Here is a 25,089-nt window from a genome sequence, read left to right on the forward strand (position 1 = left end):
AGGGATTTTTGCTTTTACCCATGACAACCCCCCTCATCCTCGCCTCATCTTCACGTTATCGCCGCGAAGTGCTGCAAAAGCTACATTTGCCGTTTGAATGCATTTCACCTGACATTGACGAAACACCGTTGCCAGATGAAAACCCTGCGCAAACCTCGTTAAGGCTAGCCGAAGCCAAAGCACGCAAAGTGGCAGAGAGCCAAGCGCATGCGCTGATTATCGGTTGCGATCAGGTGGCTACGGTCGATGGCTTGCAGATCGGCAAACCTGGCAATCACGAAAATGCGGTCAAGCAATTGACCACGCTCAGCGGCAAAGAAGTGATTTTTCATAGCGCGCTGTGTTTGTACGATAGCCGTCATCAGCACATGCAATCGACCATCGTGCCTTATTTTGTAAAATTTAAGACACTGAGCCTAGCCCAGATTGATAGCTATCTGCGGCTGGAACAGCCCTACGACTGCGCGGGCAGCGCCAAATCTGAGGGCATGGGCATTGCCCTGCTCGACTATATGCGCGGAGACGACCCTAACGCATTGATAGGCTTACCATTGATTGCACTGGTCAATATGCTGCAACAAGCGGGCATCGATGTATTATCACACTCACCAACCTAACGCAGACTCACAGACACGTTAACTTTTGAACGGCTGTTGCGTTATGTGGGTCTCAAGTGCAAGCACTTAATAACAACGAGAGGATCACCCATGCGACTCAGCTCCCTGCTGTTTTTTTCTTTAGGTAGTGTTTCACTGTGCAGTCCGTCCATCGCACAAGCAGAATCTGCCACGGTTAGCCCGCAATCTGACCAAACCAGTATGGCCGTGACCATTTATAACGAAGATCTGGCATTGGTGAAAGACAGCCGTAAACTCCACTTGAATCCGGGCTTGTCTGCCCTGTCATTCCGTGATGTCAGCGCTCAGATCAAGTCAGAAACCGCCTTGCTGCGCAGCCTGCTGCCCAATAGCAACTTGCAGGTGCTGGAGCAAAACTTCGACTTTGACCTGCTCACCCCGCAAAAACTGCTGGAGAAAAACGTAGGCCAGCAAGTGACGATTATCCGCACCAACCCCAGCACAGGCGCTGAGACAGAAGAAACCGCCACCGTGCTGTCTGCACAAGATGGCGTGGTGCTCAAAATCGGCAACCGCATTGAAACAGGTATTCCAGGCCGCATCGCTTACCCTAACGTGCCCGGCCAGCTCAAAGACCGCCCCACCTTGACCACGCAAGTGCAATACAAGGGTGCTGAACAAAGCAACTTGGAGCTCAGCTACCTCACCGGCGGCCTGCAATGGAAAGCCGACTACGTGGCCGAACTCAGCAGTAAAGAAGACGCCATTGACCTCTCAGGCTGGGTCACACTCACCAACACCAGCGGTAGCGCCTATCCTAACGCCAAAGTGCAACTGGTGGCAGGCGACGTCAACCGCGTGCGTGAAGTGATTCACCCCAAAACCATGATGATGCGCAGTGAAGCCATGGTGGCCGATGTGGCGATGCCTAGCGAGCAAGGCTTGCTCGAGTACCACTTATATACACTGCCACGCACCACCACCATTGCCGAAAACCAAACCAAACAAGTGGCACTGCTCTCCGCACAGCATATCCCGGCGCGTAAAGAGCTGGTGCTCAGTGGTGCAGACTATTATTACCAAGGCGCTTATCGTGATATTGAGAAAAAGCAAAAAGTGCAGGTATTTGTAGAGTTTGAAAACAAAGAAAGCAGCAAGTTAGGTATCCCGCTGCCAAAAGGCACCATGCGTGTGTATAAAAAAGACAACGATGGTACGGCGCAATTTGTCGGTGAAGACCAGATTGACCACACGCCTAAAAACGATAGCGTACGCCTCAAACTCGGCAACGCGTTTGATGTAACCGCAGACCGCGTACAAACCGACTTTAAAAACCTGGGCAAACCCAGTCAGGCGCCGTTGTATGAAAGCGCTTATGCCATTACCTTGCATAACGGCAAAAAAGAAGCCGTAACGGTCACGTTGCAAGAGCCGCTCAATGGCGACTGGAAAATACTTAATGAATCTCAGCCACACAAAAAAACCAGTGCACACCAAGCCACCTGGCAAGTCAATGTGCCTGCTGAAAGTGATGTGACACTCAAATACCGTGTGCAAGTGAAGTATTAAGCCCGCAGCACCCATCGCACGACAAAAAAGCATTCTTGCAAAAGAATGCTTTTTTTATGCGCCAGCGTGGGATAATCCAGTTTTTACAATAAACCGAATACTATGGCCACTGGTACCTTATTCTTTATCCCTGCCCCACTCGCTGAAGGCACCACGCCACAACAAGTGCTCCCGGCAGAGGTCGTTCAACGCATACACAGCTTGCACCATTTCATCGTCGAAAACGAAAAAACCGCACGCCAGATTATCGCCGCCAGCGGACATCCGGTGTCTATGCGCGAGTTAAGCCTCACAGTGCTGACCAAAGATACGCCCAACAAAGAGCTGGCAAAACTATTACAACCCTTACAACAAGGCTTGGATGTCGGCTTGATGAGTGAAGCAGGCTGCCCTGGTATCGCTGATCCCGGCGCCGCACTGGCAGCTGTTGCACACCATAAAGGCATACGCGTGGCGCCATTAGTCGGCCCTAGCAGCTTGTTACTGGGCTTGATGGCCAGCGGCCTCAATGGCCAACGCTTTACCTTTTTAGGCTACTTGCCCAGTGAAAAAGCTGAACGCATCAAAACCATCAAAGGCATTGAATTTGACTCAAGAAAACAGCAAGCCACCCAACTGTTTATTGAAACGCCCTACCGCAACCAGCATGTGCTGGAAGACCTGATTGATCACTTACAAGCGCAAACACGCCTATGCGTAGCCTGCAACATCACGGCACCCGATGAAATGATTGTGACTAAAACCATCGCCGAGTGGAAAAAAGCAGCGTTACCCGATGTACACAAAAAACCGACCGTGTTTTTGCTACTCGCATAACAAGCACAAAAAAGCCCCGCACTAGGCGGGGCTTCCCACAACAAGCAATCAGCTATTAGGCGGTACGGCGGCGAACAACCGCTGCCATCAAAGCAAACCCAGCCAGCAACATACTGTAGGTATCTGCCTCAGGCACCGGCGTTGTCGGTGTCATCGTGACCCAGTAAACACCCAAACCATTGTTTTGATAGGCTTGGAAGAACGGGAAAGTCACCAACACCTTGCCATAGTTACCCGCATCCGTTTTCACGGCAAATACTGAGTTAGCCGTCAACAAACTGCCTACATCGCCACCACTAATGCCTGTAGAAGAATAAGTTAATGCCTCGAGGTCGCTCACGGTCAACGCATTAAAACTTAAACCGCCAACCCCTACTTGGCCAACATAAGCGAGTTGCGCTGTTGAGTAAGGCATCAACGCACGGCTAGTCGTCGTCATTTGCTCCCACCAAACATCTGGACCCGCACCAGCCAATGAGCCAGCATCAAAATCGAATAAAAAAGTGCCTGGGATAGTCGCAACGCCTTCTGAAACAGTCGCCGCCTGTGCACTGGTCGCAACACCGCTCAACATGGCTAAACCCAATAATGCAGCCATGCCTTGCTTGTATGAATGTTTAAACAATTTCATCTTCACTCTCCAAAATTAACAATAAAGTTCATTATTATTAACTTATATTAACAATATTTGCAATGAGTTAATGCTATAGAGTTGCGGCTATTAAAGTGACCGTGGTTTAAATGCGAAAAAGCCTCGAAACATCGAGGCTTTTTTACCATGAATAATTTAAATTTTTACTCGTTTAATTTAAAGGTAATCGGCACAAGAAACCAGGCACTAAAAGGCTCTCCTGCTTTTTTTGCAGAAATAAAACAAAAGATTTGACTGACGCTATCGCCGCTTCGTCTAATCGACTAAATCCACTATATTCATGTAATTTGACCTCAACGAGATGGCCCGTTTTATCCACAAACACCTTCAAAATCGTTTTCCCCTCCTCCCTTAATCTTCGGGACTCCAGAGGGTACTCTAATCTATCCTTGATTGAGGCAGCCCCATTAGCCTCTCCGCAAGTCGCAGATTCAGAAGCATGAGAAGCAAATGAAACGAACGTAAAAAATATACCCAATAACAACTTATTCATTAAAGTTATTGCCCGCGCATAAACATCTTATCCAATTCATTCAAACTGACCTGAAACCAGGTCGGTCTGCCGTGGTTACACTGGCCGCTGCGCTCGGTGGCTTCCATGTCTCTCAGCAAGGCGTTCATTTCGGTGACGGTAAGCTGCCGGTTGGCTCTCACAGCGGCATGGCAGGCCATGGTACCTAATACTTCGTTTTGGCGTTCTAGCAATACGCGGCTCGCGCCATACTCATGCAAATCGCGCAACACCGCGCGCGCCAAAGCTACGGCATCGGCGTCTTGCAGCATGGTTGGCACGGCGCGGATGGCAATAGTGGTGGGTGACAAAGTCGCCAGATCAAACCCCAGCTGTTGTAAGGTGTCACTACCTTGCAGGCTTTGCAAGGTAGCGACTTCGACCTTTTCGGCGTAGAAGCTGATCGGTATCAATAATGGCTGCGTGGCGATGGCTTGCTCGCTCAGGGCATTTTTCAGGCGCTCATACATAATGCGCTCATGCGCGGCGTGCATATCCACCACCACCATGCCTTGCGTGTTTTGGGCCAGGATATAAATACCATGCAATTGACCAAGCGCGAAACCTAGGGGATATTGCTGCGGTGCTTCTGCTGCGGTAGCGCTTGCCATCACAGGCGTGACTGCCAGCATGCTTGCTGCAGAATGACTTTCTTCCATACTCCCAGCCGTCACCGCAGGGTTTAAATCACCATAGAGCTGGCCGTAAAATTGCTGCGCCAGCGCTGCGCCATTGCTAACACTCGGTTGATAGTCGCCGCTAAAGACGGAGCGGCTTTGCAGGGGCATTTCAACCTGTTCACGCGGCATATTAAAAGCGGGCATATTCGTTGGCCGAAACGGGTTGAACGGTGCTTGCACAGGCTGACTGGCTTGAATCTCAGCCGAGGTTTTGCCTAATGCTTTGTGCAAGCTATGGAAAATAAAGCGATGCACCGCTTGCGACTCACGAAAACGCACCTCAGTTTTGGCTGGGTGTACGTTGACATCGACTAAGGATGGATCAAGCTCTAAAAACAGCACAAAAGCCGGATGTTTGTCGCCGTGCAACACATCTTGATAGGCTTGTTTAATCGCGTGAGCAATCAACTTGTCGCGCACAAAACGGCCATTCACAAATACATACTGGCTATCGCGGCTATGGCGTTGATACGTCGGTGACGCGGTCATACCCCACAGGCGCAAACCACCGCTCTCTTCCTCTAGCCAAACACTTTGCGCCGCAAACTCGCTACCGAGTACATCGGTGATGCGTTGTTGTGGTGTATTGGCCGCCAAACGCGAGATAGCCTTGCCGTTATGCTGCAATAAAAAGCCGACGTTCGGGCGTGACAAAGCCACACGCGTAAACGCATCTTCGCAATGACCAAACTCGGTGTTTTCAGTTTTAAGAAACTTGCGCCGCGCCGGGGTGTTAAAGTACAAATCATGCACTTCAACAATGGTGCCCGCATCTAGCGCAGCCGGACTGATTGCTTGGCCGTGTGTGCCCTCGGCAGCAATTTGCCAGGCATGGCTGGCCGCTTGTTGGCGACTAGTGAGCACCGTGCGCGAAATAGAGGCAATACTGGCCAGCGCCTCGCCCCTGAAGCCCAAACTACCAACTTGCTCCAGGTCTTCCAGACTTTGAATCTTGCTGGTGGCATGGCGAGTCAGCGCCAGCGCCAGGTCATCTTTGGCAATGCCATGCCCATCATCACTGACTTTAAGCAACTTGATGCCACCTTGCTGCAGCGCCACTTGAATCTGCGTACTGCCTGCATCCACACTGTTTTCTAGTAACTCTTTAAGCGCAGAGGCCGGGCGCTCGACCACCTCTCCAGCAGCAATTTGTGAAATCAGTTGGTCGGGTAATAGGTGGATTTTCATCACGCCATTTTACCTGTTTTGCTAGAATGGCTGCTATGTCTCTCGCCGTATACCAGGATTATTTGTCGCGCTTTCGCCTTGCGCGCCAGATGCAACGCCAACACCATTTTTATGTCGGCCCCACCAACTCCGGTAAAACTTATCAGGCGCTCGAAACTTTGCGCCAGGCCTCGTCTGGCGTTTACCTGGCACCATTACGCTTACTGGCAATGGAAGTGCGTGACCGATTAATGCAAGCAGGCGTGCCTTGCAACTTGGTCACCGGCGAAGAGCGTGTGATGGTGCCGGGCGCCAAACATACCGCGTCTACCATTGAAATGCTGCGGCCAGACATGGCGGTAGACGTCGCTGTGATTGATGAAATCCAGATGCTGATGGACCCAGACCGTGGCAGCGCCTGGACGGCTGCCTTGCTTGGCGTCCCCGCCAAACAGGTATTTATCTGCGGTGCCAACAGCGTAACCGCCAGTTGCACCCGCGTGCTGGATGCGCTGGGCGAGCCTTATACCCTCACCCACTTGCAACGCATGACGCCGCTGCTGATTGAAGACCATAGCATTTGCGGCACCCGCTACCATGCGGCCAAGCTACACAAGGCCTTGCAGCCCGGCGATGCCATTATCGCCTTTAGCCGCAAAGATGTACTCACCTTGGCAGCACGTATTCGCCAATGGGGATTAAGTGTTGCCACTATTTATGGTGCGCTGTCACCAGAAGTCCGGCGTGGTGAATCCGCCCGTTTTGCTAATGGAGAAGCACAAATACTGGTGGCGACCGATGCGATTGGCATGGGCCTCAACCTGCCTATCCGCCGCGTTATTTTTGCCAATATCCACAAGTTTGACGGCATCGCCCCGCGCCCGCTCAATGCCACCGAAATGCGCCAGATTGCAGGCCGCGCTGGTCGCCACGGCCTCTATGACACGGGCTACGTGACCGTGCTGGAGGAGGACGAGCAATGGCATCTGCAAGCCATGTTGCAAGTAGACGATACCGCACCGCTATTTGCACTACCGATGGCGGTTGGTAGTGGCGACATTGAAGCCTTGAGTCAAAAAATCCCCACCTGGCGGCTGGCGGAGTGTATGGCGTATTTACAAACGCAATATCAGCGGCAACATGACGCAACCAGCCTACAATGGCAAGTCACGCCCCTGCAACACCAGCAAGCTTTACTCATAGACGACGTCGCGCCCAAACTCAGCATGCGCGACAAATACCGCCTGATGTGCGCGCCACTGGCGATACAGGTGCCGATTGCACGGGATTATTTTTTGCAATGTGTAGAAGCTGTCGCTACCCAACAACCACGGGCATTACCAAATATGCCGGACTGGCTTAATGGGCAGCAGGCACAATATCTGGAGCAAGCTGAATTAATTTGCCAGCATTTGAGTTTATATAGCTGGTTGTCGTATCAGTATCCGCAGATTTTCTTGGATAGCGCATTGATTGATGATGCGAGAAGCAAGCTCAATGCTTATATTAGCCGGGCGTTGAGGGTGCAGGCGGGGTATGGGAAGACGCAGAGAGAAGCGGAATTGGCTCAGTATCGCTAAAGTGGTTTTATGAGTGATCCATTTCGCCTTTTCGGCGACCCTTCTTTCTTATGCTTGTCCATAAGAAAGAAGACAAAGAACAAGACACCCCAGCTTCCGCTTGTTCCCTCCGTTGCTCGCCAAAGTGGGCGGCCATCGAAACTCAACCTTGCAGCTCACACAAAGCGTGAGCTGCTGCGGGATTCGGATAGCCGATGACCGAAGGCCCCCGCCAATCCTGCGTTGCTCGGCGCGGCAGATGGGGCCCCCGAACACCATGCGACTGCCATCGGAAGCGGATTGAAGAAAAAGAATCTGATTTTTAAAGCGTCCAAATCTCGTCAATGTGAGTTTAGCGAGATGAATCCCATTCCATCACGCTGAGTAGCGGAAATAAAATAAGAATAGAGGGAGCGACTGTCTGAGCTCCGCAACAAGCCACGAAGTGTGTGGCTTGTCAGGGCGAGTTTCGTGACCGGCTTATTTTGTTGATAACTAAGACTGCGCAGCAGTCTGTTACGGCGTAGGCTAACTCGCGCAGCGATATTAAGCGTAGCGGCCGTAGCCAACAACGCAAGGGAGCCGCAGGCCGTGATGGCTGGGTGCCCTCTTCTTTGGTTACTTTCTGAGGGGCAAGCACCAGAAAGTGACTCGCTGAGAGGCGAAAAAGCATCAATCAATCTCAGAGTTACTTTTTAGCAAACGAAGGATTCGTCGCCACGTACGACTTCACGCCAGTCAAAATCGCATTCACCAACTTATCCTGATAGCCGTCATCATTTAATCTGGCCTCTTCATCCGGATTACTGATAAACGCAGTCTCCACCAAAATCGATGGAATATCCGGTGATTTGAGCACCGCAAACGCCGCCTGTTCCACGTATTTGGAATGCAGGGTATTGATTTTGGCAATACGCCCTAGCACAGCTTTACCCATACGAATACTGTCATGAATGGTTGCGGTTTGCGATAAATCGAGCAGCGTGCGCGCCAAATCCATATCGCGCGTATCCAGCGATACACCACCAATCAAGTCCACCGCGTTTTCCTTTTTCGCCAGGTAGCGCGCCCCGGCACTGGTGGCGCCGCGTTCTGAAAGCGCAAACACCGATGAGCCTTTGGCGGTGCTATTCACAAACGAATCGGCGTGAATAGAAATAAACAGGTCAGCCTTGGCGGCACGCGCTTTTTTCACACGATCGCCCAGTGGTACGAAATAGTCTCCATCACGAATCAGGATGGCTTGCATATTATCTTCAGCATCGATCTGCTGCTTGAGCTTACGCGCAATCGCCAACGTAATATTTTTCTCATGGCTGCCGTTGGCCCCCCTGGCACCCGGGTCTTCACCGCCGTGACCGGCATCGACAGCAATCGTGATCAGCTTTTGGCCAGGCTTGGCTTGTTTTGGTTTATCGGCAACCACTGGCTTGTCGACTGGTTTTTCCGTCGTTGCGGTAACGGCTGGCGCCTCGCTGGCAGGTTCTTTGGTGGTCGCTGGCGGGGTTGCCGGTTCGGCCGATTTGTCTTCACTATTGGCTGGCGGTACTTCCTGCAACTGCTTGGAAGGTGTCAGCACTGGCGTGACGGCAGCAGGCTCTGCACTGCCCGTGGCAGGCGCAATGCTGATCGCCAACCGTTGTTGCGAGCTGCCTGCATTCATATCGGTGACCAGTGGTTTGATGTCGGACTTAATATCAAACACCAAGCGCGTGGTATGTTCGGTAAACGGGGCGATGCGAATCTTGGACAGGTAAGAATGTTGCGCATCGAGCTGAAATGGCAAGGCTTTGAGGGTCGGGCTAATCGCCACCGCATCCATATCGATCACCACACGGAACGGGTTATCCAGCGTGAATACGCGGTATTTGACTTGCTGGTCTAGCAGTAACTCCACCTGCACCTGGCTGCCATGTTGTTGCAGGTTAGCCAGAATCACTTCGGCGGCTTGCACCATACTGCTCACGACTGAGAATACGGCTGTGAGCAGCCATAAGGTTAAAGTCTTGCGGATTACTGGCATAGTCCTTCCAACGCCAGCACGTGCTGACTGGTGATATGCAGCACACGGCCGTGCGGCAAAATATCAAAGTGTATTTCTATATCAGCGGGGGGCAACACCTGATCGGCACGTTCTGGCCATTCGACCAGGCAAATGCTGCTGGTATTGAAGTAATCTCTAAACCCGGCCGCTTCCCACTCTTCGGGGTCTTGAAAGCGATACAGGTCAAAATGGTAACATGAAGCGAGGGCTAGATTGTATGGCTCAACAATGGTGTATGTCGGACTTTTGACCTTGCCGACATGGCCCAGCGCGTGCAGAATGCCGCGCACCAGCGTGGTTTTGCCCGCACCAAGATCGCCATGCAGGTAAATCACCTGCCCAGGCCTCAACTGCGTTGCCAACACGGCTGCCGCCTGTACGGTCGCTGCTTCGTCTTTTAAAATCTGTGTAGAATACGTTTCTGTCATGTCACATCAATCACATCCAAGCCCAACACCGTTACTACCTGATCAGGAGGCTGCTGCAGAAATGGCAGCAACCATCAAGACCTGGGCGCGAGAACTTGGGTTTGGCAGCATAGGCATTACCGATACTGATTTGTCTGCCGCCGAGCCTGATCTTTTAAACTGGCTAGACAAACAATACCACGGCGACATGGATTATATGGCAAAACATGGCACCAAGCGAAGCCGCCCGGCAGAATTGGTGCCCGGCACGTTGCGTGTGATCTCGGTTAACCTGAATTATCTGCCAGAAAACGCGGCTGATGGCTGGCAAGTACTGGAAAGCCCGAATAAGGCTTATGTGGCCCGCTATGCCATGGGCCGTGATTACCATAAGGTGATGCGAAACAAGTTGCAACAACTATGCACGCGTATCAGCGACACTTATGGCAGTTTTGAATATCGCGTTTTTGCCGACAGCGCACCCGTGCTGGAAGTCGCTTTGGCAACCAAAGCAGGCGTGGGCTGGCGTGGCAAACATACGTTATTGCTCAACCGTCAGCAGGGCTCATGGTTTTTTCTGGGCGAAATTTATACCAACCTGCCGTTACCCATAGACCCGCCGACCACCGCACATTGTGGCAGTTGCTCAGCCTGCATCGACATCTGCCCTACCCGCGCTATTGTCGCGCCTTACGAGTTGGATGCCAGGCGCTGTATTTCTTACCTGACCATTGAACACAAAGGCAGCATCCCACTTGAGTTACGGCCACTGATCGGCAACCGCGTGTATGGCTGTGACGATTGCCAGCTCATCTGCCCGTGGAACAAGTTTGCAGTGCACACGCAAGAGGCCGACTTTGCCGTGCGCAATGGGCTGGATAGCAATGACTTGGTGGATTGTTTTGCCTGGACAGAATCTGAGTTTGCGGCACGCATGGCCGGAAGTGCGATTTACCGCATAGGATACATACAGTGGCTACGCAATGTAGCGGTTGGGCTGGGTAACGCCCCGACCTCGCCAGCAGTGATTCATGCGTTAACTTCCAGGCAACAGGATGAAAACGCATTGGTGCGCGAGCATGTCGCCTGGGCGCTGGGACAGCATCAGCACCAGCGCGTTTAAGCCGCCAACAACGCAGCCCCCAGCATGCCAGCGATATCCCCAGAACAGGTAATCTGCACAGTCACTTTACCGCGCAAGACTGGGATCAAATCATGATCAAACCTCTGCTCAAATGCCGCTGACATCAACGGCCAGGCCGCCACCACACCACCGCCGATCAGTACATTTTCGACATCCACCACTTTGAGCACGCTGGCCAGCATTTGCGCCAGCTTGCTGCCAGCATCGGCATACACGGCCTGTGCATGATTATCGCCTTGTTGCGCGACCTCGGCAATCGCCTGGGCAGTCAGCGTTTGGCCGGTGAGGTCTGCGTAAGCCTGGCTGATGCCTGTGGCAGAGGCATATTGCTCGACGCAACCCTGATTGCCGCAACCGCACAAACGCCCTTCGGGCACGACAATAATATGCCCTGCCTCTAATGCATAACCATGATGCCCTACCCACACTTGGCCATTGACCACTAGCCCAGCGCCCACGCCAGTGCCTAGGCCGACATAGAGCAAACCACCAGCTGGCCGGTCTAGTTGACAATACTCACCATAAGCGGCGGCGTTAGCGTCGTTTTCAACCCGGACGTTCACGCCCAGCAAGCTAGAAAGATCGTGGCCAAGATTCACCTCTTTGAGCCCAGGCAAATTAGGCGATTGCGCTAGCACGCCTGTATTGGGATCAATAAACCCTGGAAAACCGATGCCTAAGGAATGAATGGCTGGATATTTGTGCAGTAACGGCCGAATCGCATCTGCCGTCACTTGCAAAATGGTTTGCCAGGCTTGGGCTGGCGGATATTGCTTGCAAATGGCTGAGTAATTGGCCTGAAAGCGGGTTTCTTCAACCAGCACCAGATCAGAAAACACGCCCAGGCGCAAATTCGTCCCGCCAACATCCAAGCCCAATCGATATACCGCATTTGCTTCAGGCATGCACACGATCACTTTCTTCTACTAATTGTCTGAATCGTTGCAGTTTATCATCGCTTAATTGGTCCCAAGCCATCCGCCAAGACCAATTGCCTTCTATGGTGCCCGGGGTGTTCATGCGCGCTTGGCTATCTAATGCCAAAATGTCTTGCATAGGGACAATCGCCAGGCTCGCGACGCTATTAAAAGTGAGTTGCATCAGCGCTATTGGCATCTCATGCGATGCTTGAATGCCATGCTGGGTTAAATAGTGTTGAACGTGGTTGCGCACGTGCTCTGGCGCGGATTGATACCAACCTAGCGTCGTATCGTTATCGTGAGTACCGGTGTAAGCGACGCTGTTTTCTTCGATATTGTCTGGCAAATAAGGATTATCTTCACCGCCACCAAACGCGAATTGCAGGATTTTCATACCCGGCAAGTCAAACGCATGACGCAAGGCATCCACTTCATCTGTGATGATGCCCAAATCTTCGGCCACCAGGCTCAGTTGCGGAAAAGTCTCGGTAATGGCTCGCAATAGGGCATGGCCTGGTGCTTCCTGCCAGTTGCCGTTGATAGCCGTGGGCTCGAGTACCGGAATCTCCCACGCTGCTTGCAACCCACGAAAATGGTCGATACGCAGAACATCAAACAATTGCGCCTGGGTATCAATGCGGCCCAGCCACCAGGCAAAGCCATCGGCTTGCATCACCTGCCAGTCATAGTGCGGGTTGCCCCAGCGCTGGCCGGTTTCTGAGAAGTAATCAGGCGGCACGCCGGCCACGACAGTCATATTAAGCGCGGCATCCAGCTTGAACCACTCGGGGTGCGCCCAGACATCGACACTATCGTAGGCGACAAAAATCGGAATATCGCCAAACAGCTTGATGCCACGCTGATTCGCATAGGTTTTAAGCTGCGCCCATTGCTGAAAAAATACATATTGGGTGAATTTAATCAATGTCAGTTGCGCTTCGTGCGCATCTGCAAATGCCTGCAAGGCCAGCACATCATGCAAACGATACGCCTCTGGCCATTGCTGCCAGCTTTGCTGCGCATGCTGTTCGCGCAAACTTAAAAACAAGGCAAAGTCTTCCAGCCAGTAATGTTGCGTCTGACAAAAACGGGCAAAGCCAGGCCAGGTAAAGCCACGGCCATCTGCTTTAGTCGGCGCGCTGCCAGATTGCACACGCGACATGATTTTAGCCATTAAGGCAGGTAAAGGTAGCGCAACCTCTTCAGGCAGGCACCAGCCTTCTTGCAGCAACTGTCTGGCGCTGATCATACCGGTATGCCCGGCATGTGCCGATACGCTTTGGTAAGGCGATTGGTCGCCATGTGGCTGATTGACTGGCAGGGTTTGCCAGATAGCTACGCCCATTTCCACCAGTTTATCGACAAAACGGTAAGCATCCGGGCCAAGATTGCCCTCAGGTAACGAGGTGATATGCAGCAGCACACCGGCTTGTCTAGCTTGTGTCATGAGATTGGCATTCAGAAAAATAAAATGGGTCAGGATTGCCCGCGACGCATGGTGCCTGCATTTTCGGCATCACCACCACCCAGGCTGATGGGTTGCGATAAATGCGCTGGCGGCGTCAGGCCCAGCAACTGATAGAGATTACTCAAGTTGCGGCGGTATAGCTGGTCAAAGCTTTGCACACTCTGCGCGTTGTTATAGTCACCAAACCACCAAAACCAGTCAGAGCCTTCGCACAGCGCCAATTGCTGCTGGCATTTTTCTTTGGCAGTCGCCGAGAGCTCATGTACGTGCTGGTCATATTGACGTTTGGCTTCGCATAGCAGATCCCAGGCACGGTTTTTCGCTGGCTCGCCTATCCAGGTACTAAAGGTGCCATATACCCAGCTGCCAGCACAAACATCATTAAGTAGTTTGGGCTCAGGCAGCTGCTTTGTCTGCTGCATGGCCAGAATATCGCTGAAAGTGGTCATTTGGATATCGGCATGGCTCGCCAGCGCCTGATAAAGCTCTTGCAAAAAATAAAAGCCATTATAGGGATAATATTCCCAGGCATTTTCACCATCCAGAATCACGCTGACCACTGGCGTTTGATCCTCGCTGCTGGCAAGAATATGCTCTAGTGACTGCACAAAATCATGCACCGCTTCACTGGCGTATTGCTTGGAGTACTCAAAACCGATTTTGTCAGACAGGTGATCATCGCGGAAAAAGCACACGATGTCTTGCTGGCCGTTAGTGATTTTATAAGGCTGATAAAGATAGTCTTGCGCTTGTTCATGTGCCAGTCCCAGTTTGCGCAAACTATTAGCGAGTACGCCCTGCCCGGTCGCGGCCCAAGCCACCCCTTGCTCGGCCAGCAGCGAGAGTGCCGCATGCGAGACGGCCCCCTCGGCTGGCCACATGCCAGTGGCTTTCTTGCCAAATATTTTTTCATGATAGTGCTGCGCGGCCTCTACATGCGCAATGGCACGTGTATAGCCATCCGGATAATTCGCCGAATGCGGCAACGGTGCCTCCGGCATGGCATCACGCGTGCTTTTCAGGTCAATCAGCAACGGCAAAATCGGATGATAATAAGGCGTGGTAGACATCTCAATCTGGCCTCTGGCCAGCAATGCCTGGTAGCGCGGCAAAATGCCCTGCAAGGTTTCGCTGATCACGGCCAACAGTGCCTGACGATCTTTAAGCGTAAACAGCAGGCCTTTTTGCATGAGCGCCTGTACCGTTTTATTCTTGCGCCGCAAGCCTTCACCGGTCCAGGCCAAGTGATACCAGACCAGCAAATCGGCTTTATATTGTGCTGAGAGATAATGAAACTGCCCACTTTGCATGATAGGTGCGACCTCTTCATACAGCTTCAGCAGGCGTTGATAATGCGGAAACGGGCTGAGCATCTTCTCGTGGTGCGCCTTAAAGCAGCTATCCACAATCAGTTGGCATTCAGCATCAGTGATATTGTCTAAATCCGAGTTGGCCAACAAGCGCAACAAAGGATCGCGCCACTTGCCAGTCTTTGACTGCTCGGCATAATCCTGTAATTGCTCAACCAGAATCGGCACAAAATTGAAGCTCACCCTGGCCACTTTGTTCTGCTCCAGGTGATATGCCATATCGCTGTAGTCTTTGAGCGCATGCAGATAAGTCCATGGCAACACATACTCACCAGTGACCAGATCACGATAGTCTGGTTGATGCATGTGCCAATACAGATTCAACAACAATTTTTTATCGGACATCCTGCACTCTCTTTTCCATCGTTACCTCACTAGATGTGATTACTACTTCACACGGTATAGATCCTGCCCCAGCATATCCGGGGTGACCAGTACAATGCCTTTTTCAGACACGTAAAAACGCTTTCGGTCGCGTTCAAGGTCTACCCCGATTTGCATACCGGCCGGAATCTCGCAACCACGGTCAATCACGGCATTACGCATCACTACACCTTCGTTGATTTTGACTTTAGGCAATACCACCGCGCCATCCAGATCTGAATAATCAGCGACATGCACGCCAGAAAATAAAACTGAGTTAGACACCGAGGAGCCGCTAATCAGGCAGCCCCCTGAGACTAGTGAATCTGTTGCCTTGCCGGTACGACCATCGTCTTTAAACACAAATTTGGCAGGTGGCAACTGCTCCTGATAAGTCCAGATTGGCCAGTCGCTGTCATAAAGATTCAATTCCGGGATAACCTTGGTCAGCTCCATATTGGCTTCCCAGTAAGCATCGATCGTACCGACGTCACGCCAGTAATAATTATCGCTTTGTGCCCCGACGCAACTATCGACAAATCGATGTGCTTGTACTTTATATTTTTTGATGATGTAAGGGATAATGTCCTGACCGAAGTCATGGTTTGATTTTCGGTCATAAGCATCCCGAATCAACTGCTCATATAAAAATTTAGCGTTAAATACGTAAATACCCATGCTGGCGAATGCCACCTCAGGGTCATTCGGCGTCGGCTTCGGATGCGCAGGCTTCTCGTCAAACGCCACCACACGGTCGGTGCTATCTACCGCCAGCACGCCAAATCCTTTAGCGTCCTCCAGTGGCACATTAATGCAGGCGATGGTCATGTCTGCGTTACTACGGGCGTGGGTTGCGAGCATTTTGCCGTAGTCCATTTTATAAATATGGTCACCAGCCAGCACTAAAATATACTCACCGCCATTTTCGCGCAACAAGTCGATGTTTTGGTATACGGCATCTGCCGTACCCTTGTACCACTCCTCGCCTAACCGTTGTTGCGCCGGGATGATATTCACATACTCGTTAAATTCGCCACGCAAAAAGCCCCAGCCACGTTGCACATGCTGAATCAGGCTCTGCGCCTTGTATTGTGTAGCGACATTGATGCGACGGATGCCGGAATTGATGCAATTAGAAAGCGGGAAATCAATAATTCGGAACTTGCCGCCAAACTGTACGGCAGGCTTCGCTCGCCAGTCAGTCAGGTTTTTCAACCGACTACCACGACCACCGGCCAGGATAATCGCGACGGTATTTTTGGTCAGATTGCTAATAAAGCGGTCAGAAGGACGTTCTTGCCGCCGGTTGCTTTTACGACGTTCGATAAACTCTGCTGCTTGAGACATGATGCTGTTCCTGTTTTCTGATCCTGAAAATCAGCCCGAAGTCATGCGCAGCGATGTACGTTCAGGGAGACACGAAACAAGGCATGGTAACCGCAGGTCCGACACCCACAGTCTGCATGATAATTCGGGTAAAGACAACGATATTTTCAGCGATAAATGACGTAAATCTTAACTTTTTTTGATAGGATTGAGGTTAGTCAAACGGACATTGCCAGCATGACAACCAAACCTTCAGCATCACACCATCCCGACACCTTGCATCTGCAACGTATTTTAAACGCAACACATCACAACCCCTTTGAATACTTGGGTGTGCACGCAGAGGGTGCGCAAGGGCCATGGCATGTGCGTGTTTTTTTGCCCAATGCCGACAAGGTATCAGTCAAGGTGAATGGCTCGTGGCAAGCGATGGCACGCAGTCATCAGCAAGGCCTTTTTCTTTACATATCCACCACAACTGTCAACACACCGCTCGCACTGCAAATTCAATTACAAGGTCAGACGAGCAGCTACGAAACAATAGACACGTATAGCCTGGACAGCACCCTGTCAGCTGAAGACCTGCATTTGTTTGCTGAAGGCCGGTTATTTGAAGCCTACAATACACTGGGCGCCATCCCCATGACGGTTGATGGCGTGCCGGGCGTGCGGTTTGCAGTGTGGGCGCCCAATGCCGAGCGCGTCAGCGTGGTCGGCAGCTTTAACCAATGGGATGGTCGCGTACATACGATGCGAGTGATGGGCAGCAGCGGGGTGTGGTCACTCTTCATTCCGCACCTCACCGAGCATGATTTATACAAGTTTGAAATCCGCAATCGCGAACACGGCCACGTGATGGTCAAAGCCGATCCTTATGGTAAAGCCTTTGAAGCAAGGCCGGGAACAGCTAACCGCATCTGTCAAAGCAAGTACACTTGGCAAGATGACGCCTGGCAGCAACATCGCCGTGAGTATGACTGGCTACATGCGCCGTTTAACTGCTACGAAGTACACCTTGGTAGCTGGCAACGCGACCATCATGGTCACTTTTTGAACTACCGCGCGCTGGCAGAGACGCTGATTCCGCACGTAGTCGATATGGGCTACACCCACATAGAACTGTTGCCGATTGCCGAACATCCACTCAATGAATCCTGGGGTTATCAGGTCACAGGTTACTTTGCACCGACCTTACGCTATGGCAGCCCAGATGATTTAAAGTATTTTATTGACCGTTGCCATGCGGCCAATATTGGCGTGATTCTCGATTGGGTGCCTGGACATTTCCCCAAGGATGACTGGGCGCTGGCGCGCTTTGACGGCACTGCACTCTACGAGCATGCAGACCCCAGGCTGGGCGAACATATGGACTGGGGCACCTATATTTTTAATTATGGCCGCAATGAAGTACGTAGTTTTTTACTAAGCAACGCCTACTACTGGCTGCAAGAGTTTCACATTGACGGCCTGCGTGTAGATGCCGTGGCTTCTATGCTCTACCTAGACTATTCGCGTAAAGATGGCGAATGGCTGCCAAATGCTTATGGCGGACGCGAAAATCTGGATGTGATTGAATTTTTAAAACAACTCAATGTCATGGTTGGTGAACGTTTTCCGGGTGTACTCACCATTGCCGAAGAGTCCACTGCCTGGCCAGCGGTTTCACGCCCGGTCTATGCTGGCGGCCTGGGATTTAACATGAAATGGAACATGGGCTGGATGAATGATGTCTTGACCTACATGCAGCTGGATCCGGTCTATCGCCAATATCATCACAACCGCCTGACATTTGGTCAGATGTATGCTTATTCTGAAAACTTTGTGCTGCCGTTCTCACATGATGAAGTTGTGCATGGCAAAAAATCACTGTTAGAAAAAATGCCTGGCGATACCTGGCAAAAATTTTCCAACTTGCGTCTGTTACAAACCATGCACATATCGATGCCAGGTAAAAAACTTAACTTTATGGGTAACGAGTTCGGCCAAAAACGCGAGTGGAGTGTCAACCAGAGCCTGGACTGGCATTTACTGGAAGCGCTGACACCCGATCATGCTCTGCACAGAGGCATACAGGCGCTGAATCGAGACCTGAACACGCTGTATCGCCAGCATCCGGCGCTACACGGACATGATTTTGATCCGCAAGGCTTTCAATGGATCGATTGCGAGGATGCAGCCCAGTCAATATTGAGCTACATCAGACGCGGCAATGACCATAGTTTTGTTATAATAGTGTTAAATTTCACACCAGTGCCGCGCCATCAATATCGTTTGGGTGTCCCACAATCCGGTTACTATCAGGAAGTGTTGAACAGTGACGCCGCCTGTTATGGTGGCAGCAACGTCGGTAATGGTCATGGCTGTCAAAGTGATCCCATCCCATGGATGGAACATCCAGCCTCTATCAGCCTTAACTTGCCGCCGCTGGCTGGTGTCATACTTCAGTTACAATAGCTGGTTAAACTGGTTGAAAATGCAGACTTGCAGTAAAGATTTTGGCCGCGCAAAACACATCAAATGTGTGCTTGTGGCCCTATAAAATTAATTGACTTGAAAACGATAGCAACAACATAACATGGCAAAACTAACCACACACCCGAGCTGGCACGCGCTGAACCAGCATCAAATTGAAATGCGCGATGTTCAAATGCGCGATCTGTTCAAACAAAACCCCAAACGCTTTGAAGAATTCAGCTTAACCGTCGAAGACATGTTGCTCGACTACTCCAAGCACCGCGTTACCAAAGAAACCCTGGCGCAGTTGTTCCAGTTGGCACGAGATTCCAATATCGAACAATGGCGCAGCCGCATGTTCAGTGGCGAAAAAATCAACATCACCGAAAACCGTGCCGTCTTGCACACCGCCCTGCGCAACCGCAGCAATACACCAGTGCTGGTGGATGGCAAAGATGTGATGCCAGAAGTAAATGCCGTGCTGGAGCAAATGCGCCGCTTTACCGAGCAAGTGCGTAACGGCCAATGGACAGGCTTTACCGGCAAACGTATTACCGACATCGTGAATATCGGTATTGGCGGCTCTGACTTAGGCCCGGTGATGGCTTGTGATGCTTTAAAACCTTACGCCAGCCCGGACTTGAAAGCCCATTTCGTCTCCAACATTGATGGCGCACACCTGATGCGCGTGCTGGAAAACTGCAACCCAGAAACAACACTGTTTATCGTTGCCTCTAAAACGTTCACTACTCAGGAAACCATGACCAATGCGCACTCTGCGCGTCGCTGGTTCCTGGATGCGGCCAAACAAGAACAACACGTTGCCAAGCACTTTGTCGCCCTGTCTACCAATGCCAGCGCCGTGCAAGCGTTTGGGATTGATACCAACAATATGTTCGCTTTCTGGGACTGGGTAGGCGGCCGCTACTCCTTGTGGTCTGCGATTGGTTTGTCGATTGCACTGTATGTCGGCATGGACAACTTCGAGCAGTTACTGGCCGGCGGTCACGCCATGGACCAGCACTTCCAGACCGCCCCTCTGGAGCAAAACATGCCGGTCATCATGGCCTTGCTTGGTGTCTGGTATAACAACTTTTTTCATGTCGATACCCATGCCATTCTGCCTTACGATCAAGGCATGTCACGCTTTGCAGCTTACCTGCAACAGGCAGACATGGAAAGTAACGGCAAATTCATTTGCCGCGATGGTAGCCGTGTCAGCTACAAAACTGGCCCAGTCATTTGGGGCGAAGCAGGTACCAATGGTCAACATGCGTTTTACCAATTGATTCACCAGGGCACGCAAATGGTGCCAGCTGACTTCCTGATGCCAGCCAACAGCCACTACAAAATTGGCAGCCCGAATGACCAGCATCACAAGATTTTGCTGGCCAACTTTTTGGCGCAAACGCAGGCATTGATGCTGGGTAAAACCCGCGAAGAAGCCCGTGCTGAGTTAGAAAAACAAGGCATGAGCGGTGAAGCGCTGGAAAATCTACTGCCACACAAAGTGTTTGAAGGTAATCGCCCGACCACGTCTATCGTGTTCAAGCAACTCACACCTTACACCTTGGGTAAACTCATCGCGCTGTATGAACACAAAATCTTCGTGCAAGGCATCATTTGGGATATCAACAGCTACGACCAGTGGGGCGTGGAGTATGGCAAACAAATTGCCAGCCAGATTCTGCCGCAGCTGACCACACCCGATGCCGTCAGCAGCTTTGATAGCTCAACCAACGGCTTAATCAATTACGCGAAAAAAATCTCTTAATAAATTGATTAATAAATAAAAAAGACCTCTTAAAGAGGTCTTTTTTTATGGTACCAATACGAACCCGGGACAAGCACAAACCAGAACAATGACAAGCTGGTTTAAACCAAAATTGAGATTAAACCAGTTGGTTTTTAATCGCATAATGCGTGATATCTGCATTATGTTTGAGATGCATTTTCTCCAGCAAGCGTGCACGATACATGCTCACCGTTTTTACCGACAAAGCAAGTTGATCGGCAATCTCGCTCACAGAGTTGCCAGAAGCAATCAGCCGCATGACTTGAAACTCGCGGTCAGACAAGGCCTCATGTGGCGCCACGGTATGATCGTTCCCCACCTGCTCGGCCAGGATTTCTGCCACGTTAGGCGTAATGTATTTTTTGCCTTTGGCCAGTGTATGTATCGCAGTGAGTAATTCTTCAGAAGCGGTATGCTTGCACAAATAGCCGGATGCACCTGAGCGTATTGAGCGCACCGCATACTGCTCTTCCATATACATCGACAACATCAGGATATTCAGCGCGGCATTTTCACGTTTAATCAGCTTAAGCGCCTCGATGCCGGTTTTGTCAGGCAAAGAAATATCCAGCAACATCACATCAGCCGCATACTCGCGGACACATTTAATCGCCTGCGCCACATTCTCCGCTTCGGCAACCACTTCAATATCGCCGCTGGCAATCAATATTTGTCTGATACCAGACCGTAAAATTGCATGGTCATCCACAATAATGACTTTAATTTTTTGTATATCCACCCTGATCCCTCTAATTCGCGCGTGCGACACTCGCCATGTCATGCATGGTCTGATTGATTGTAAATCGGATACGTCTTTCTGTCACGAGGCCGCGATCAGCGGCGTACGCACCTGTATGCAGGTGCCCGAGCCGTTAATCGCGGCTTCAATATGGCATTCCCCTCCCAACGCAGCCGCACGCTCCTGCATGCCGCGCAGGCCAAACGAGTTGGGCTTGATTTTATCCGCAGGCGCAATGCCGATGCCATTATCCGAAATACGCATCAACAAAGCATGATCAAACAGGGACAACTCCACCGCGACTTGGTCTGCCTGCGCGTATTTGGCAATATTGGAGAGCGCCTCCTGGCAGATGCGGAATAAGGCCATAGACTGATCTGCATCACACTCCAGGTCATGGCAATTAGTCACAAACTTGGCGGTGACGCCTAATTGTTTTTTAAACTGGCTCACTTGCCATTCCAGCGCATCGACCAAGCCCAGATCCAGAATATTCGGACGCAGATTGCCCGAGATACGATGCACGGCATCAAAGGTTTGGTTGATAATGCCCTGCAGCAACGTCGCCTGTTCCAGGTTGACCGGCAAGCCGCCCTCAATTTGCTGAATAATGGTCGACAAGCCCAATTTCATCGCCGTCAGGTTGCCGCCCAAGTCATCATGAATTTCACGCGCGATACTGACACGCTCTTGCTCCTTGACCTGATTCAAATGGGCGGTGAGCGCCTGCAAGTCTCGCCTAGCCTGCTCAATCTCCTGCTTTTCCTGTTTACTCTGGCTGATATTGAGCATGATGCCATCCCACTGTACCGCGCCCTGACCTAAATCCTGCACAGTGGCGCGGATATTGACCCATTTCATATCCTGCCAGTCAGCAATCCATATCTTGCCCTCCCAATCCAGCCGTTTATGCTGGCGGGCAGACTTTTGCAGATTATGCTTAAACTGGCTGGCAGAGTGCTCTTCCATCGCCTTAAACAGCGTTTGAGCATCTTTCAGCAACGCAGCGGCCGGAATACCCAGCAAAGCCTCACAGCCCTCACTCAGGTAAGTAAACACGACTTGCGCATCGGCCGTCATATGCATTTGAAACACCAGACCCGGAATGCTGGACACAATCGCCGAGAATCTGCGCTCGCTCTCATGCAAGGCATCTTTAACACTATCAGCAGGAGAATTGGCGCCAGTAAGACTGGCCGCAGAATGGATGGCAGGAGTGGACACTTGGCACCTCGCTATAGATGCCGATTAGCATAGCACGCCCACGCCAGGCTGGGTATGCCTGGTATGCGGATGCGGTGTGTCTTATTGTTGGTTAAGCGTTTGCTTGCAGGTCTATTTCGGTCATGACGCGGTTTTTGCCAGTCTTTTTGGCAAGATACATGGCTTGGTCGGCCCGCGCCAAAATAGAATTAACGTCGTCTTCGGTTTTAAACAAGGCCACACCTGCACTAAACGTAATCAGTAATTTCTGGTTATTGCCTAAAAAATATTCTTTCGTCAGCGCGCGTTGCAAACGGCTCATGGTTACCACCGCCTCATCGAGGTTGGTATTTGGCAATATCACCACAAACTCTTCCCCGCCCATCCTAGTCACGATGTCGGTCGGCCGCACGGCACGTTTGATCACGCCTGCCAGATGTTTGAGTGCAGAATCACCCGCCGCATGCCCATGCTGGTCATTAAGCATTTTAAAGTTATCAATATCCAGCAAAGCAATGCTCAGCAACTCGCCACTGCGGCGATAACGCGCAATTTCCGTGCTAAAGGCTTCGTCCATCCCGCGGCGGTTAAGTACGCCGGTCAACTGGTCTATGCGCACGACTTCACTCAGCTGTTGCAACTCTTCCTGCAGTTTTTCCATGCGTTGCTGGGTATCGGTCGCCACCCGTTGCTGACTCAGCAAATCATCGCGCGAACGCATGATATCGGTTTGCATGACTGAGGTGTCACGCATCAGATGATTCACCAACTCATTGATTTTAATCAGATCATCGGTCTGCGACAGCTCCTGAGCATAACTTTCAATTTTACCGCTATAAAGCTCACTTGCTTCGCCCATGTACTTCAGTTTGTCAATAAAGGTGCTAATCAGGGTTTTAAAAGAGTTTCTAGCCTCAACCAGGCTATGCTTGACTAAGCCCTGCTTATAAACCACTTCTTTCAGGCTTTTTTCGGCCTGCTTAAGCTTGGCACGGTCCAGCGGGCCGCTGATAATCGACTGCACTGCGTACACCTGGCCAGTCAGCCAGCTATCCTCGGCCACCAGTTCGCCAATATTTGATAGCAGCAAATGTAGCAAATCAATAATGTCACCGCGTACATCATCCTCTTTGGCGCCGATGACTTCCACGCGCATTAACAAGGCTTTGAGTGACTTGGCCAGGGCTTCCCACTCTTTCACTTTTTTGGCGCGCTCAGTGCTCTCTTGCAACGCCACGGCTTCTGTTTGCAAGTCAGGATAGCCTTCCAGGCGCGGAATCAATCCCAATTGCAAAGTTTGCTTGAGCAAGGTTTGCAAAATGGTAAAAGCACCATGAAACTGTTGCACTTCACTCGGTAAAGCCTCTGTGGCTGCTGAGTCAACCACCACAGCGGCCGTTGCAGGCACTTCTGAATGATCATCCGTCAAAGCCATACTGTCGCCACCCGCATCGGACGGCAACCAATGGCTCGCCATTCCAATCAATTTATCAGCCAAGGATGCATCATTACCAAAGTTGATTAACACACGCTCTAAGGTTTCACGCTTTCTGGCGACATCAACGCCACTACGTTTGTCATCCCACGCCTGCAACAAGGTGCGGATTGCTTTCGGCCACTTGGTGGAGTGACTTAACTGCTGTTGCATAGATTCGGTCAGTAACTCGCCTAGCCCTTGCCAGTTGTCCTGTTTGAGCAACTTCTCCCACCGGTTGATCCAGTTGGTTTGCTCCAGTGAGTCGTGTGGCAATTGCTTCAGCGCTTTGCGCAACGCACCGACGGCATCTTCTTTCACCGGCTTACCGGCCACCTCAAAATAAATCTGAGTGTAATTCTCCGGCGTCGGCTCTACGCGACGGACTGCCATTTGTTTAATGGTTTCGCGAGCAATTTCCGAAGCTGTCATGGAGGATCCGTTAGCGGCCATAGTCGTCAGTAACATCCTTAAAGCACATCATGAATAAATGAAAAATATAGCCCATTATGCAGTGAAAAATAGGGCCGTTATGCCACTATAAGACGGTAGATTATTGGTCATTTCCACTGCTTGAAAACAACGCGATGGCAAAGGCCGATTAAAAAAGAAGGGCATGCAAAATCGTTTTTTGCGTTACAATAGCAGCCGCGGGCCTCCCCGCATTGTAAGGTAGCCAATCTGGTCAGGTGCGGAAGCAAGCAGCCACAACTATCGAGCAAGTGCCGGGGGTTGGGCTCGCCCCTTTCCATCTTGACCTCTAGACTTGACGACCTGCCCACACCCGCATCAATTTAGTTGGCATTGAGCAAGCATGAGCAGGCAATTTAAGCTAAAGTACAGGTTTGCC

19 protein-coding genes and 1 other RNA gene are annotated in these 25,089 nt (G+C 51.2%); 8 read left to right on the forward strand and 12 right to left on the reverse strand.

What is annotated here, in order from left to right:
- Positions 1 to 20 precede the first annotated feature (20 nt).
- The 3 genes from E6Q52_RS00460 (at position 21) to E6Q52_RS00470 (ending at position 2,963) form a co-directional block, all read left to right on the forward strand.
- Entirely contained in the window at positions 21 to 617 is a 597-nt protein-coding gene (locus E6Q52_RS00460; protein WP_292817281.1) for a Maf family nucleotide pyrophosphatase, read from the forward strand.
- A gap of 90 nt (positions 618 to 707) precedes the next feature.
- A complete protein-coding gene (locus tag E6Q52_RS00465) occupies positions 708 to 2,147 on the forward strand; it encodes a DUF4139 domain-containing protein (protein ID WP_292817283.1) in 1,440 nt (479 codons plus the stop codon).
- A 102-nt stretch (positions 2,148 to 2,249) separates the two neighbouring features.
- A complete protein-coding gene (locus E6Q52_RS00470) occupies positions 2,250 to 2,963 on the forward strand; it encodes an SAM-dependent methyltransferase (RefSeq protein WP_292817285.1) in 714 nt (237 codons plus the stop codon).
- Between the two features lie 55 nt (positions 2,964 to 3,018).
- Here E6Q52_RS00470 and E6Q52_RS00475 read toward each other — a convergent pair whose 3' ends face one another.
- The 3 genes from E6Q52_RS00475 to mutL all read right to left on the reverse strand — a co-directional run bounded on the left by E6Q52_RS00475 (position 3,019) and on the right by mutL (position 5,994).
- Positions 3,019 to 3,594, reverse strand: a complete 576-nt coding sequence (locus tag E6Q52_RS00475) for a PEP-CTERM sorting domain-containing protein (RefSeq protein ID WP_292817287.1) — start codon at positions 3,592 to 3,594, stop codon at positions 3,019 to 3,021.
- 172 nt (positions 3,595 to 3,766) lie between these two features.
- Entirely contained in the window at positions 3,767 to 4,108 is a 342-nt protein-coding gene (locus E6Q52_RS13130; protein ID WP_367124632.1) for an energy transducer TonB, read from the reverse strand.
- A gap of 5 nt (positions 4,109 to 4,113) precedes the next feature.
- Positions 4,114 to 5,994: a DNA mismatch repair endonuclease MutL gene (mutL, locus tag E6Q52_RS00480; RefSeq protein WP_292817460.1), complete on the reverse strand. Its 1,881-nt coding sequence runs from the start codon at positions 5,992 to 5,994 to the stop codon at positions 4,114 to 4,116.
- Positions 5,995 to 6,029: 35 nt separating this feature from the next.
- On the opposite strand from mutL, the gene E6Q52_RS00485 reads away from it, so the two are divergent.
- Positions 6,030 to 7,553 carry a helicase-related protein gene (locus E6Q52_RS00485; protein ID WP_292817289.1) on the forward strand — a complete coding sequence of 508 codons (1,524 nt, stop codon included), beginning with the start codon at positions 6,030 to 6,032 and terminating at the stop codon, positions 7,551 to 7,553.
- Between the two features lie 667 nt (positions 7,554 to 8,220).
- Here E6Q52_RS00485 and E6Q52_RS00490 read toward each other — a convergent pair.
- Positions 8,221 to 9,555: an N-acetylmuramoyl-L-alanine amidase gene (locus E6Q52_RS00490; RefSeq protein WP_292817291.1), complete on the reverse strand. Its 1,335-nt coding sequence runs from the start codon at positions 9,553 to 9,555 to the stop codon at positions 8,221 to 8,223.
- The gene (gene tsaE, locus E6Q52_RS00495; RefSeq protein WP_292817293.1) at positions 9,546 to 10,004 is read right to left on the reverse strand and encodes a tRNA (adenosine(37)-N6)-threonylcarbamoyltransferase complex ATPase subunit type 1 TsaE; all 459 of its coding nucleotides are present in this window, start codon (positions 10,002 to 10,004) and stop codon (positions 9,546 to 9,548) included. Before tsaE ends, E6Q52_RS00490 begins: the two co-directional genes overlap by 10 nt.
- Between tsaE and queG the strand changes: the two genes are divergently transcribed.
- Positions 10,003 to 11,106, forward strand: a complete 1,104-nt coding sequence (gene queG / locus E6Q52_RS00500) for a tRNA epoxyqueuosine(34) reductase QueG (protein ID WP_292817295.1) — start codon at positions 10,003 to 10,005, stop codon at positions 11,104 to 11,106. The two genes, tsaE and queG, sit on opposite strands and share 2 nt — an antisense overlap.
- Here queG and E6Q52_RS00505 read toward each other — a convergent pair.
- From E6Q52_RS00505 to glgC, 4 genes are read right to left on the reverse strand one after another with little or no spacing between them, the layout of a single operon-like run.
- Complete coding sequence (locus E6Q52_RS00505; RefSeq protein ID WP_292817297.1) at positions 11,103 to 12,032, reverse strand: ROK family protein; 930 nt, start codon at positions 12,030 to 12,032, stop codon at positions 11,103 to 11,105. The genes queG and E6Q52_RS00505 overlap by 4 nt on opposite strands.
- Entirely contained in the window at positions 12,025 to 13,494 is a 1,470-nt protein-coding gene (gene malQ / locus E6Q52_RS00510) for a 4-alpha-glucanotransferase (protein WP_292817299.1), read from the reverse strand. The genes E6Q52_RS00505 and malQ overlap by 8 nt, the downstream gene beginning before the upstream one ends.
- Positions 13,495 to 13,523: 29 nt before the next feature.
- A complete protein-coding gene (locus E6Q52_RS00515; protein ID WP_292817301.1) occupies positions 13,524 to 15,230 on the reverse strand; it encodes a glycoside hydrolase family 57 protein in 1,707 nt (568 codons plus the stop codon).
- Positions 15,231 to 15,272: 42 nt separating this feature from the next.
- Complete coding sequence (glgC, locus tag E6Q52_RS00520) at positions 15,273 to 16,595, reverse strand: glucose-1-phosphate adenylyltransferase (protein WP_292817303.1); 1,323 nt, start codon at positions 16,593 to 16,595, stop codon at positions 15,273 to 15,275.
- 216 nt (positions 16,596 to 16,811) lie between these two features.
- Between glgC and glgB the strand changes: the two genes are divergently transcribed.
- Together glgB and pgi are read left to right on the forward strand one after the other, a co-directional pair.
- A complete protein-coding gene (gene glgB, locus E6Q52_RS00525) occupies positions 16,812 to 19,028 on the forward strand; it encodes a 1,4-alpha-glucan branching protein GlgB (RefSeq protein WP_292817305.1) in 2,217 nt (738 codons plus the stop codon).
- A 121-nt stretch (positions 19,029 to 19,149) separates the two neighbouring features.
- Complete coding sequence (gene pgi / locus E6Q52_RS00530; protein WP_292817307.1) at positions 19,150 to 20,802, forward strand: glucose-6-phosphate isomerase; 1,653 nt, start codon at positions 19,150 to 19,152, stop codon at positions 20,800 to 20,802.
- Positions 20,803 to 20,920: 118 nt separating this feature from the next.
- Here the strand turns inward: pgi and E6Q52_RS00535 are convergent, their stop codons facing one another.
- The 3 genes from E6Q52_RS00535 to E6Q52_RS00545 form a co-directional block, all read right to left on the reverse strand.
- Positions 20,921 to 21,562, reverse strand: a complete 642-nt coding sequence (locus E6Q52_RS00535; RefSeq protein WP_292817309.1) for a response regulator transcription factor — start codon at positions 21,560 to 21,562, stop codon at positions 20,921 to 20,923.
- Between the two features lie 81 nt (positions 21,563 to 21,643).
- Positions 21,644 to 22,786, reverse strand: a complete 1,143-nt coding sequence (locus E6Q52_RS00540) for a PAS domain-containing sensor histidine kinase (RefSeq protein WP_292817311.1) — start codon at positions 22,784 to 22,786, stop codon at positions 21,644 to 21,646.
- Positions 22,787 to 22,877: 91 nt separating this feature from the next.
- Positions 22,878 to 24,671 carry a GGDEF domain-containing protein gene (locus tag E6Q52_RS00545; RefSeq protein WP_292817313.1) on the reverse strand — a complete coding sequence of 598 codons (1,794 nt, stop codon included), beginning with the start codon at positions 24,669 to 24,671 and terminating at the stop codon, positions 22,878 to 22,880.
- 217 nt (positions 24,672 to 24,888) lie between these two features.
- Here E6Q52_RS00545 and ffs point away from each other — a divergent pair.
- An RNA gene (gene ffs, locus E6Q52_RS00550) (signal recognition particle sRNA small type) lies at positions 24,889 to 24,985 on the forward strand.
- Positions 24,986 to 25,089 lie beyond the last annotated feature (104 nt).

Origin of the sequence: Methylophilus sp. (assembly GCF_008015755.1) — a bacterium.
Lineage (GTDB): Bacteria > Pseudomonadota > Gammaproteobacteria > Burkholderiales > Methylophilaceae > Methylophilus.